9 protein-coding genes are annotated in these 12,518 nt (G+C 72.4%); 7 read left to right on the forward strand and 2 right to left on the reverse strand.

Features of this window, described 5'->3' with window-relative positions:
- Together TR49_RS17555 and TR49_RS17560 are read right to left on the reverse strand one after the other, a co-directional pair.
- A partial coding sequence (locus TR49_RS17555; protein WP_042382778.1) for an acyltransferase occupies positions 1-491 on the reverse strand: 491 nt, incomplete at its 3' end.
- Between the two features lie 40 nt (positions 492-531).
- A complete protein-coding gene (locus tag TR49_RS17560) occupies positions 532-1,410 on the reverse strand; it encodes a glycosyltransferase family 2 protein (protein ID WP_042382779.1) in 879 nt (292 codons plus the stop codon).
- Between the two features lie 288 nt (positions 1,411-1,698).
- Between TR49_RS17560 and TR49_RS17565 the strand changes: the two genes are divergently transcribed.
- The 7 genes from TR49_RS17565 (at position 1,699) to TR49_RS17595 (ending at position 12,447) form a co-directional block, all read left to right on the forward strand.
- Complete coding sequence (locus tag TR49_RS17565) at positions 1,699-3,141, forward strand: exopolysaccharide biosynthesis polyprenyl glycosylphosphotransferase (protein WP_063770114.1); 1,443 nt, start codon at positions 1,699-1,701, stop codon at positions 3,139-3,141.
- Between the two features lie 80 nt (positions 3,142-3,221).
- Positions 3,222-4,313, forward strand: a complete 1,092-nt coding sequence (locus tag TR49_RS17570) for a Gfo/Idh/MocA family protein (protein WP_042382780.1) — start codon at positions 3,222-3,224, stop codon at positions 4,311-4,313.
- Positions 4,314-4,363: 50 nt separating this feature from the next.
- Positions 4,364-5,359, forward strand: coding sequence for an NAD-dependent epimerase/dehydratase family protein (locus TR49_RS17575; protein WP_236653409.1), 996 nt, complete (start codon positions 4,364-4,366; stop codon positions 5,357-5,359).
- Entirely contained in the window at positions 5,356-6,504 is a 1,149-nt protein-coding gene (locus TR49_RS17580; RefSeq protein WP_236653410.1) for a DegT/DnrJ/EryC1/StrS family aminotransferase, read from the forward strand. Before TR49_RS17575 ends, TR49_RS17580 begins: the two co-directional genes overlap by 4 nt.
- Positions 6,501-7,286 (forward strand): NeuD/PglB/VioB family sugar acetyltransferase, encoded by a 786-nt coding sequence (locus TR49_RS17585; RefSeq protein ID WP_084724973.1) that lies wholly within the window; start codon positions 6,501-6,503, stop codon positions 7,284-7,286. Before TR49_RS17580 ends, TR49_RS17585 begins: the two co-directional genes overlap by 4 nt.
- A 61-nt stretch (positions 7,287-7,347) precedes the next feature.
- Complete coding sequence (locus TR49_RS17590) at positions 7,348-8,463, forward strand: DegT/DnrJ/EryC1/StrS family aminotransferase (protein WP_042382783.1); 1,116 nt, start codon at positions 7,348-7,350, stop codon at positions 8,461-8,463.
- Positions 8,464-8,631: 168 nt separating this feature from the next.
- Positions 8,632-12,447 carry a DUF4082 domain-containing protein gene (locus tag TR49_RS17595; protein WP_084724974.1) on the forward strand — a complete coding sequence of 1,272 codons (3,816 nt, stop codon included), beginning with the start codon at positions 8,632-8,634 and terminating at the stop codon, positions 12,445-12,447.
- Positions 12,448-12,518 lie beyond the last annotated feature (71 nt).

A 12,518-nucleotide genomic window follows, 5' to 3' on the forward strand; every position in this document is an offset into this window, starting at 1 on the left:
CCCCAGCCGATGCGGCGGGCCGGGACACCGGCCATGAGGGCGAAGGGCGGGACGTCGCGGGTGACGACCGCGCCCGCGGCGATCAGGGACCAGCGGCCGATGCGGACGGGCGCCACGCAGACCGAGCGGGCGCCGACCGACGCGCCCTCCTCGACCACGACGGCCACCGCCTCCCAGTCCTCGCCGCGCTTCAGCCTGCCGTCCGGGCTGACCGAGCGGGGGAAGTGGTCGTTGGTGAACACCGCCGCGGGCCCGACGAAGACGCCGTCGCCCAGCACGGCCGGCTCGTAGACCAGGGCGTGGTTCTGCAGCTTGACCCGGTTCCCGAGCCGGACGCCGGGGCCGACGTAGGCGCCGCGGCCGATGATGCACTCGCGGCCGAGGACGGCCTTCTCGCGGATCTGGGCGAGGTCCCAGACCGTGGTGCCGTCGCCGACCTCCGCGGAGGGGTCGACCTGGGCGGTGGGGCGGATGCTGACGGAATCGCTCATGTGCGGTCTCTCCCAGAAGAGGCGATGCGGGCCGGGACGGTCAGGAACGGCTGCTCTCGTCCCGCAGCCAGGTGGCGAAGTCGCCCGCGCGGATCGCGCGGCGCGCGGCGCGGCGGGCCAGGACGGCGGTGGCGGCGAAGACGGCGACGGAGGGCAGCAGGCTCGGCTCGGCGCGCACCAGCGCGCGCAGGTCGCCGAGGCTCGTGCGGGCGCTCGCGGCGCTGTCGCCGTGCGCCGGAGTGCCACTCGTCCGCTGGTGGTGCTCCAGTTGCACGGTGGATGTCATCGCACGGATGCGACGACGCATCAGATCCGGCCAGTTGCGCGGGGGCTGGATGACCGCTCGCGCCTCGGCCACCACCTGCCGTTCCTCGGGGCTGAAGGCAAGGGAGAAGGCCAGGTCATCGGCCATCAGCTCGGGCAGCGCGACGAGCCGGGCGTGGCCCTCCTCGGACACCCCCACCACGCCTCGTCCGAACAGTCCTTGACGGACCGTCGGCAGGCGTAGCCATACCCGGTAGAAGGCGCGGACGCGCCAGTCGCTGGCGTCCAGTGGCAGCTCCCGTTCCGGTGCGCTCGCGAGCACGCCGGGGGCGTCCAGGGCTGCCGCCACTCTGCGGGCGTCCGCTCCGGAGAGAACCACGTCGGCGTCGACGTAGATCCGGGGGAAGCCCTTGGCGTGTTCGTCGCCGACCCTCAACGCGCGGTGCTTGGACGGCTGTTCGAGCTCGACCACGCGCACGGCGGGACCCCGGGAGCGGGCGGCCTGCGCCGTCCCGTCCGTGCAGCCGTTGCAGACCACGACGATGTCGAGCCCGTCCGCGCCGCCGACCAGCAGCGCGTCGAGCAGGCGGCCCACGACCCGCTCCTCGTTGTGGGCGGGGATGACCAGGCTGATGTCTTCACGAGTCTCGTACATCACATACGCAGTATGGCCAGAACTTGCGGCACGAGAATCACGAAGTATCCGATTCATTCCCGTTGTTGTGCCCGCATGCTCTAGATTGCTGCGCGAGCGCCGGTAAGGCGAGGGTTTACCTGCCCTTGACCTATTCCGTACCCAGGGGGGTTGGGGACCGGCGCACACGGCCCTTGGGCCTCGGCACCACTCTTGCACGACATCTTGTACGGCGACAGATCCAGCTGTTCGACCAGTTCGGATGCGACAACGCGGGCTGAGGCACGAGCCGGAATCCCGGGGGGGTGCATGATCGTCGGACCGATTACACACGGCCATCATCAAACCAATCGCACGCAGGGCAACGCCCGACGCCGCCAGTGGCTGCGCACGTACCGGCGCACACTGCTGGCGGCGGACGGCCTGGCCGCCCTGCTGGCGGGATTGTTGATCCACAGTCAGCATCGGCACTGGGCCCTGGTGCTGGGTCTGCCGCCGGCCTGGCTCTTCGCCATGGGCGCCTACCGGGCCTACGACGCCGACACGCTCGGAGCGGGGCCCGAGGAGTTCCGCCGGGTCCTGCGCGGCGCCGTCGCGCTGCCCGCCGTCGCGGTCAGCTGGTACTGGCTGGTGCTGCGCGACGACGACTTCCTGCACTCCATGATGGTGGCGGCCGTCCCGGTCGCCCTGGTGGCGGTCGGGGTTCGAGTGGTCCTGCGCCGGAGGCTGCTGCGGCGCTTCGCCGCCGAGCGGCGACACCGGGCCGCCGTCGTGGTCGGCTCGGCCGAGGGGCTGCTCGAACTGCTGCCCCGGCTGGGCGGCACGCCCACCAGCGCCCTGAGAGTCGCCGGGCTCTGCCTGACCGATCCGGAGCAGGCAGGGTCCCTCGGGTCGTGGGCCGAGCACGTCTGGGGCGGGCTGCACGAGCTGCCGAGCGCCCTGCACGACACCGACAGCGGGGCGGTCGTCGTGGTCCCCACGCCCCAGATCGGTGCGGCGGACATGCGGCGGCTCTCCTGGAGCGCCGCAGCGGCCGGCGCCGACTTCCTGGTCGCGCCGCTGCTCACGGACGTGGCCGCATCCCGGCTCTCGGTGCGGGTGGCCGACGGCATGGCGCTGATCGGCGTCCGCGCACCGGAGTTGGGCCGTGGCGCGCGGTTCCCCAAGGAGCTGCTGGAACGGTCGCTGGCCGCCGTGATGCTGCTCGCGCTGGCGCCACTGATGCTGGCGGTCTCGCTGGTCGTGCGAGTGGACAGCGCGGGCCCCGCCCTCTTCCGGCAGCGCCGCGTGGGCCAGTACGGCAACCACTTCACCATGTTCAAGTTCCGCACCATGCACACGGACGCGGAGCAACGCAGAGCCAAGCTGGAGCAGCTCAACCAGAACAGCGACGGACTGCTGTTCAAGATCAAGGCGGATCCGCGGATCACCCGGGTCGGCTCGGCGCTGCGCCGCTACTCGATCGACGAACTCCCGCAGCTGATCAACGTGGTGGCCGGACACATGTCGCTGGTCGGTCCGCGTCCCTCGCTGCCCGCCGAGGCGGACGGCTACACCAACGAGATCCGGCGCCGACTTCTGGTCAAGCCCGGCCTCACCGGCCTGTGGCAGGTGAGCGGCCGGTCGGACCTCCCGTGGGAGGAGGCCGTCCGGCTGGACCTCGCCTACGTCGACAACTGGTCCCTCGCGCTCGACGCGGACATCCTGCGGCGCACCGGCCCGGCCGTGGTCCGCGGGACGGGGGCCTACTGATGCGGAACACCCAGCACTCCTCAGCACAAGGCACGGCATCGCACGGCACGGCGTCCGGATCGACGAGGGGGAACGTCCAGGTGAAGCAGAGCGAAGCGCAGCGCAGCGGCACGGCGGCGAAGGGCGAGCGCGAGCCGCTCGGCGTCGCCGTGGTCGGGGCCGGCTACTGGGGCCCCAACCTGGTGCGCAACTTCCAGTCCAGCGACCGGTTCCGGCTGCGTCACCTGTGCGACCTGGATGTGGACCGGGCCCGCCGGGTCCTCGGCGGCTACTCCACCGTCCAGGCCACCGCCGACCTCGGCGAGGTCCTGGCGGACCCCGAGGTCGACGCCGTGGCCGTGGCCACCCCGGCCGGCACCCACCTCGACGTCGCGCTGGCCGCACTCAAGGCGGGCAAGCACGTCCTGGTCGAGAAGCCGCTCGCGGCCACCTACGCGGACGGCCTGCGGCTGGTCGAGGAGGCCGAGCAGCGCGGGCTCACCCTGATGTGCGACCACACCTACTGCTACACCCCGGCCGTGGCCCGGATCCGGGAGATGGTCCTCGGCGGCGAGCTGGGCGAACTGCACTACGTGGACTCGGTGCGGATCAACCTGGGCCTGGTGCAGAAGGACATCGACGTGCTGTGGGACCTGGCCCCGCACGACCTGTCCATCCTCGACTTCATCCTGCCCGAGCACGTCCAGCCGGTCGCCGTGGCCGCCCACGGCGCCGACCCGATCGGCGCGGGCCAGGCCTGCATCGGCTACCTGACGCTCCAGCTCAGCACCGGCGCGATCGCCCACGTGCACGTCAACTGGCTCTCCCCGACGAAGGTCCGCACCACCATGGTCGGCGGCGCCAAGCGCACCCTGGTCTGGGACGACCTCAACCCGGCGCAGCGCATCGCCGTCTTCGACCGCGGGGTCGAGCTGGCCGCGCCGCAGGAGATCGGCGCCGAGGAACGGCGGGACATGCTCGTCTCGTACCGCACCGGCGACATGGTCGCGCCCGCGCTCGCCGAGCGGGAGGCGCTGCGCGCGATGGTCGAGGAGTTCGCCGACGCGATCACCACCGGCCGCGCGCCGCTCACCGACGGCCGGGCGGGCCTGCGGGTGCTGGACATCCTCGAGGCGGCGTCACGCAGCCTCGCCTTCCACGGCGCGGTCGTCGGCCTGCGCACCGGCCACTGAACGGCTCTACCAGAAACCGGAACCGGTAACACCTCATGAAGGAAAGCGACTTGAGCAGCGTACGTGGCAAGCGGATCCTGGTGACGGGCGGAGCGGGCACCATCGGCTCGAACGTGGTCGACCTGCTGGTGGAGCAGGGGGCGGAAAAAGTCACCGTCCTCGACAACTTCGTGCGCGGGCGGATGGCCAACCTGGCCACCGCGCTCCCGAGCGGCGTCGTGGAGGTGGTCGAGGGCGACATCCGCGACGCGGACACCGTCCGCAAGGTCACCGAGGGCGCCGAGCTGGTCTTCCACCTCGCCGCGATCCGGATCACCCAGTGCGCGGAGGAACCGCGGCTGGCCAACGAGGTGATGGTCGACGGCACCTTCAACGTCCTGGAGGCGGCCGTCCAGGCGGGCGTGAGCAAGATCGTCGCTTCCTCCTCGGCCTCGATCTACGGGCTCGCCGAGACCTTCCCGACCACCGAACGCCACCACCCCTACAACAACGACACCTTCTACGGTGCCGCCAAGGCGTTCAACGAGGGCATGCTGCGCAGCTTCCACGCCATGTACGGGCTGGACTACGTGGCCCTGCGCTACTTCAACGTCTACGGACCGCGGATGGACATCCACGGCCTCTACACCGAGGTGCTGATCCGTTGGATGGAGCGGATCGAGGCCGGTGAGCCGCCGCTGATCCTCGGCGACGGCACCCAGACCATGGACTTCGTCGACGTCCGCGACATCGCCCGCGCCAACCTGCTGGCGGCCGAGTCGGACCTGACCGACGAGGTCTTCAACGTGGCCAGCGGCACCGAGACCAGCCTGCTCCAGCTGGCCCAGGGCCTGCTGGAGGCGATGGGGTCCGACCTCGCCCCGGTCCACGGGCCGGCCCGCGCCGTCAACGGCGTGACGCGACGCCTCGCCGAGATCGAGAACGCCGCGCAGCGGCTCGGCTTCCGGGCCGAGATCGACATGCGCACCGGGCTGGCCGACCTGGTCGCCTGGTGGCGCGCCGAGCGCCTGCGCGACGCGCAGCCGGCCACGGAGGCGGGGGCGTGAGCGCCACGGAGGACCGGATCCCGGTCATGATCCCCTGGCTCGGCGAGGAGGAGGCGCAGGCCGCCGCGGAGGCGGTCCGCTCCGGCTGGGTCGCGCAGGGGCCCCGGGTCGCCGCGTTCGAGCAGGCCTTCGCGGAGCGCGTCGGCGCCGGGCACGGAGTCGCCGTCAGCTCCTGCACGACCGCTCTGCACCTGTGCCTGGTCGCCCTCGGGCTCGGGCCCGGCGACGAGGTCGTCGTGCCCTCGCTCTCCTTCATCGCCACCGCCAACGCCGTCCGCTACGTCGGTGCGGAGCCCGTCTTCGCGGACGTGGACCGGGAGACCGGCAACCTGACGGCGGAGACGATCGCCGCCGTGCGCACCGGCCGCACCCGCGCGGTCGTCCTGGTCCACCAGGGCGGCGTGCCCGCGGACGTGGAGAGCGTCCGCAAGGCGTGCGCCCAGTGGGACGTCGCGATCGTCGAGGACGCCGCCTGCGCGATCGGCGCGACCGTCGCGGGCGGCCCCGTCGGCGCGGGCGCGCTGCTCGCCGCCTGGTCCTTCCACCCGCGCAAGGTGATCACCACCGGCGAGGGCGGCATGGTCACCACCGACGACGCCGAGGTCGCCGCCCGACTGCGGCGGCTGCGCGAGCACGGCATGAACGCCTCCGCCGCCGCGCGCCACGCCAGCCGCACCCCGGTCCTGGAGCAGTACCTGGAGGTCGGCTTCAACTACCGGATGACCGACATCCAGGCCGCCGTCGGCCTGGTCCAGCTCGGCAAGCTCGACGAGGTCGTGGCACGCCGCCGGGCCCTCGCAGCCCGCTACAACGAGCTGCTCGCGGCCGAGCTGCCGCAGCTGCGGCCGGTGCGCGACCCCGCGCACGGCACGACCACGTTCCAGTCCTACTGGGTGCTCCCGGAGGACGGCTGGCCGGACGGCCGCGACGCGGTCCTGACCGGCCTCGCCGAGGCCGGGATCTCCGCGCGGCGCGGCATCATGGCCGCCCACCTCGAGCCCGCCTACGCCGACCACCCGCACGCCGGCCTGCCGGTCACCGAGCGGATCACCCGCGACTCACTGATCCTGCCGCTCTTCCACACCATGACGGACCAGCAGCAGGACCGCGTGGTCGCGGCGCTGGGCCGGGAGGCCCCGAGATGAAGGGCCTGCTGATCGTCGGCGCGGGTGGCTTCGCGCGGGAGACCGCGCAGGCCGCCCGCGCCGCGCACGGCCCCGACGCGGTCCTGGGACACCTGGACGACGACCCGGCCCGGCACGGCACGGAGGTCGACGGGGCACCGGTCCTGGGCGGCAGCGAGCTCGTGCACGCCCACCCGGACGCCCCGGTCGTCGTCTGCGTCGGCAACCCGCGCGACTGGGCCGGCCGTGCCCGGCTGGTCCGCCGCCTCGCGCTGCCGGAGCAGCGGTACGGCACCGTCGTCCACCCCACCGCGGCGGTGGCGGACAGCGCGTCCCTCGGCCCCGGCTCGGTGCTGCTCGCGCACTGCGCGCTGACGGCGGCGGTGCGGGTGGGCGCGCATGCGGCCGTGATGCCGCAGGTCGTGCTGACGCACGACGACGTCGTCGGGGACTTCGCCACGATCGCCTCCGGCGTCCGCCTGGGCGGCGGCGTCGAGGTGGGCGTCGGCGCGTACCTGGGCGCGGGCGCGCTGGTCCGTGAGGGGTTGAGCGTCGGCGCGTGGTCGCAACTGGGGCTCGGCGCTCTGCTGCTGCAGGACCTCCCGGCCGGCGAGGTCTGGATCGGCAGCCCGGCCCGGAAGCTCCGTGCGGTTCCTGAACCGGTTCTCGGTGAGTTGCTGCACCTCTCAGGGGCGCGAGGAACTGCGCGAGACACCGCTGACGAGCGGATGGCCCTGCCCGATCGGCGCTCCACTCAGCTGCGTGGCCTGTCGCGCCCACGCGGCGGAGCCGCACATCAGTAGGGCCCCGCGCCCCTGGCACGTAGCAACCTCCCTCGTCACTCGACCATAGGAGTACCGACCGATGGACCAGATCCACCTCGTCGACCTGGGCGCGGCGCATGCCGAGATCGCGGACGAGGTCCGTGCCGGGTTCGATCGCGTGCTCGCGCGCACCGCGTTCATCGGTGGGGAGGAAGTCGCCGCGTTCGAGCGGGAGTACGCCCGGTTCGGGGGAGTCGCGCACTGCGTGGGCGTCGCCAACGGCACCGACGCGGTCGAGCTCGCGCTGCGCGCCGCAGGCGTGAACGCCGGGGACGAGGTCGTGCTGCCCGCGAACACCTTCATCGCGACCGCCGGCGCCACCGCGCGCCTCGGCGCGGTGCCGGTGTTGGTGGACTGCCTGCCGGACAGCTACCTCATCGACCCGGACGCGGCGCTCGCCGCCGTCGGCGCGGCCACCCGGGCCGTCGTGCCGGTGCACCTGTACGGCCAGATGGCCCCCGCGGCCGAGCTCGCCGCCGCGCTGCCCGCGCACGTCCGCGTGGTCGAGGACGCCGCGCAGAGCCAGGGCGCGAGCCGGAACGGGCGCACCCCGGGCCGCGGTGGGATCGCCGCGACGAGCTTCTACCCGGGCAAGAACCTCGGCGCCTACGGCGACGCCGGGGCCGTGCTCACCGACGACGCGGAACTCGCCGCCACCGTCCGGTCGCTGGCCAACCACGGCAGCACGGTCAAGTACCGCCACGACCTGGCCGGATTCAACAGCCGTCTCGACGGGCTCCAGGCGGTGGTGCTGCGGGCCAAGTTGGCGCGCCTCGCCGGGTGGAACCAAGCGCGACGCGACGCGGCCGCCCGGTACGGGGAGCTGCTGGACGGCCTCGCCGCCGCCGGCAGGGTCGTGCTGCCCACCGCCGTCGAGGGCAACGAGCACGTGTGGCACCTCTACGTGGTGCGCGTGCCCGGCGCCGACCGGGACGCCGTCGTCGGCAAGTTGAACGCGGCCGGAGTCGGCGCGGGGATCCACTACCCGACGCCGGTGCACCTCACCGAGGCCTTCGCCCACCTCGGCCACGGCCGAGGCTCCTTCCCCCAGGCCGAGCGGGCCGGCGAGGAGATCCTCTCGCTCCCGCTCCACCCGTACCTGACCGCCGACCAGCAGCAGCGCGTCGTCGACGCACTGGCCGGCGCTCTGGGCTGACGGGCGCACCACCGCAGGACGGCACCACCCGCACCACCGCAGGACGGCACCACATCGAGGAGAACTGGTCACGCGACGCCGGGAGGCGTCGTCATCCCGCGGACGGCGTCAGGGCCCTGACGCCGCCTCCGCCTCACGTCGCACGAACTGCTGTACCCCGGGGAAAACATGAAGCGCACCGTCCGAAACAACCGACCCATACGAAGTCACACCCGCATCCGGCTCGGCCTGCTCGGCGTGCTGGCGATGCTGGGTGCCCTGCTCCTGCCGCTGACCGTCGGCTCGGCGGCGCACGCCGTCACCGATCCGTGCGGGACCGGCTCCAACCCGATCGTCTGTGAGAACTCCAAGCCCGGCACACCGATGTCCGACTGGTTCTCGCCCAATGCGTGGGGCGACATCCAGGGCTTCTCCACCGCGGAGAGCGTGACACCCGGCTCCACCATCCAGTTCAAGATCCAGTCGCCGGTCTCGTACCACGTCGAGATCTACCGGCTCGGCTACTACGGCGGCGACGGCGCCCGCGAGGTGTCCACCGCCGCCCAGGCCGCGCAGACCTACCCGGCGAACTACACGACCAAGGTCGCGTCCTGCGCCACCAGCGCCACCACCGGCCTGGTCGACTGCGGCAACTGGCCGGTCACGGCGAGCTGGGCGGTGCCGAGCGACGCCGTCTCGGGCCTGTACATCGCCAACTTCGACCAGACCGACGGCAACGGCCTGATGCCGTACCCGTTCGTGGTCCGGGACGACTCCAGTCACTCGGCGATGGTCGTGCAGACCTCCGACGAGACCTGGCAGGCCTACAACATGTGGGGCGGCCAGAACCTCTACCAGGGCGCCGGACCCGCGCCCGACGGCCGCGCCTACCAGGTCAGCTACAACCGTCCGCTGGACATCGGCGGCGACAACGGGGTCTACGGCTCCGAGTACGAGATGATCTCCTGGCTGGAGCAGAACGGATACGACGTCAGTTACATGTCCGGGCTGGACGTGTCGACCAACGGCTCACTGCTGCTGAACCACAAGGTCTTCATGTCCGACGGCCACGACGAGTACTGGAACCAGGCGCAGTACGACAACGTCCTCGCCGCCCGCAAGGCGGGCGTCAACGAGGCCTTCTTCAGCGGGAACGAGGTCTTCTGGAAGACCAGGCTCGCTCCCAGCGTCGACGGCTCGAACACCCCGAACCGCACCCTGGTCTGCTACAAGATGACGAAGCTGGAGTTCCCCACCCCCGACGGCGTGGCGGACCCCAGCGGCACCTGGACCGGCACCTGGATGGACCCGGCCAGCGCCAACTACAACCAGCCGTACGAGCCGGAGAACGCGCTCACCGGCAGCCTGTTCCAGGTCAACGGCTACCGCAGCGACGCCATCACCGTGCCGGGCAGCTACGCCAGGATGCGCATCTGGCGCAACACCTCCGTCGCGAGCCTCACGCCCTCCCAGACGGCGGTCTTCCCGACCGGCACGCTCGGCTACGAGTGGGACAGCGACGTGGCTGACGCCAGCCGTCCCAGCGGTGAGATCGACCTCTCCTCGACCACCGTGGACGTGGAGAACGAGACGCTGCGCGAGGACTGGGGCAACCTCTACGGCAACGGCAGCGCCACGCACAGCCTGGTGGAGTTCCGCGACCCGACCTCGCACGCGCTGGTCTTCGGATCCGGCACCGTGCAGTGGTCCTGGGGCCTCACCAACGTGCCGAGCACCGGCACGCCGACGGTCACCGCGGACGCCCGGATGCAGCAGGCCACCGTCAACATCCTGGCCGACATGGGCCTGCAGCCGGTGACCCTGCAGAGCGGCCTGGTCGCGGCGAGCGCCTCCACCGACACCGTCGGCCCCACGGTCACCGTGACCAGCCCCGCGGCGGGCAGCACCGTCCCGGCGCTCAAGCCGGTCACGATCACCGGCACGGCCGCCGACAACGGCGGGGGCGTCGTCGCCCGCGTCGAGGTGTCCACCGACGGGGGCACCACCTGGAACCCGGCCACCGGGCTCACCTCGTGGAGCTACTCCTGGACGCCGACCGCGCAGGGCTCGGCGCAGGTCCAGGTCCGGGCCGAGGACGACAGCGCGAACGTCGGCGCCGTCACCAAGGTGGCGCTCACCGTGGGACCGCAGCAGTGCCCCTGCACCGTCTTCCCCGCCAGTGCGGTGCCCGGCACCGTCAACGCGGGTGACGGCGGCGCGGTCGAGCTGGGCGTCAAGTTCCAGACGAGCAGCCCGGGTTCGATCACGGCAGTGCGCTTCTACAAGTCCACCGCCAACACCGGCACGCACATCGGCAACCTGTGGAGCGCGAGCGGCCAGCTGCTCGCCACCGGCACCTTCACCGGCGAGACGGCGTCCGGCTGGCAGCAGCTGAACTTCGCCTCGCCGGTCCCGGTGAAGGCCAACACCACCTACGTCGCCTCCTACTTCGCCCCGAGCGGCGGCTACTCCTACGACGGCGGCTACTTCACCAACCAGAGCGCGGGCCTGGCCCCGCTCACGGCGCTGCAGAGCGGCGGCGCGTCGGGCAGCAACGGCGTCTACCACTACGGTTCGACGAGCGCCTTCCCCTCGACCGCCTCCAACGGCAGCAACTACTGGGTGGACGTGGTCCTGGACACCTCGACGGCCAGCACCACGCCGCCGTCGGTGACGGCCAAGTCGCCCACGTCCGGGGCGACCAACGTCGCCATCACCAGCCCCGTGTCGGCCACCTTCAACGAGAGCATCGACCAGAGCACGCTGACGTTCACCGTCAAGGCCCCGAACGGCACCGCGGTGCCCGGGACGGCGGCGGTGACCTCCGGCAACGTGGCGGTGTTCACCCCGTCCACGCAGCTCGCCCTGAACACCGTCTACACAGCCTCGGTCCAGGTCTCCGACCTGTGGGGCAACGCGATGACGGCGCCGGTCAGCTGGACGTTCACCACCAGCGCGACCCCGCCCGCGACCAACTGCCCCTGCACGCTCTGGCCCTCCACCACCGTGCCGGGCACGCCCGACACCACCGCCGACCCCAACTCCCTGGAGCTCGGCGCCCGCTTCCAGGCCGCCGTGGCCGGCAACGTCACCGGCGTCACCTTCTACAAGGGCACCGGCAACACCGGCACCCACACCGGCAGCCTCTGGTCGTCCGCCGGGCAGCTCCTGGCCACCGGCACCTTCACCGGCGAGTCTGCGTCGGGCTGGCAGACGCTCACGTTCGCGACCCCGGTCGCGATCAGCGCCAACACCACCTACGTGGTCTCCTACCACGCCCCGCACGGCAACTACGCGGCCGACGAGGGGTACTTCAGCGGCGCCCACCTGGCCTACCCGCTGACCGCCCCGGCCGACGCGAGCGGTGCGTCCAACGGTGTCTACGCCTACGGCAGCACCTCGGCGTTCCCGACCGGTTCGTCCGGCTCCGCCAACTACTGGGTGAGCCCGGTGTTCTCGCCGAGCGGGACCACCGGGGCGGCCGTCCGCACCGCGCTCGCCGGCGCCGCGGCCCCGCTCACGGCGCCCGCGCCCGGCGGACTCGTGCTCTCGGCCGCGCCGCTGTCCGGCTCCGGCAAGGGCGCGCACCCGACCGGCGCCAACCGGATCGTGGACGCGAAGCACCCGCTCACGGCGACCCTGCCCGCCGCCACCGATCCGGCCACCATCGACGCGGACATCAGCACCACCCCGTCCGCCGGCGACTGGCCCGACGACGACAGCTACACCGCCGTCGTCGGCTACAACCCGGTCACCCACCAGGTCAGCCTGCGGCCCGCCGGGCCGCTGGCCTACGGCGTCGCCTACCGGATCACGCTCACCGCGCAGGACCGGCACGGGCACGAGGTGGCGGTCCGCACCTGGCTGCTGAGCACCGGCTACCCGCGTCCGCACCTGCCGCACCACGCGGCGACGGGCACGGTGAACTTCCCGAAGTTCGCGCGGTTCGCCGACTGGACGCCGGGACGGCTCGAGCCGGGCCTGGGGCTGCCGATCCTCGTCTGACCCAGCCCGTCCCACCGTTCCCGTCCGCTTTGACCCACCGGGCGGCGGGGAGCAGGCCCTGGCGCCTGCTC

This window comes from Streptacidiphilus melanogenes (genome assembly GCF_000787835.1).
Classification (GTDB): Bacteria; Actinomycetota; Actinomycetes; order Streptomycetales; family Streptomycetaceae; genus Streptacidiphilus; species Streptacidiphilus melanogenes.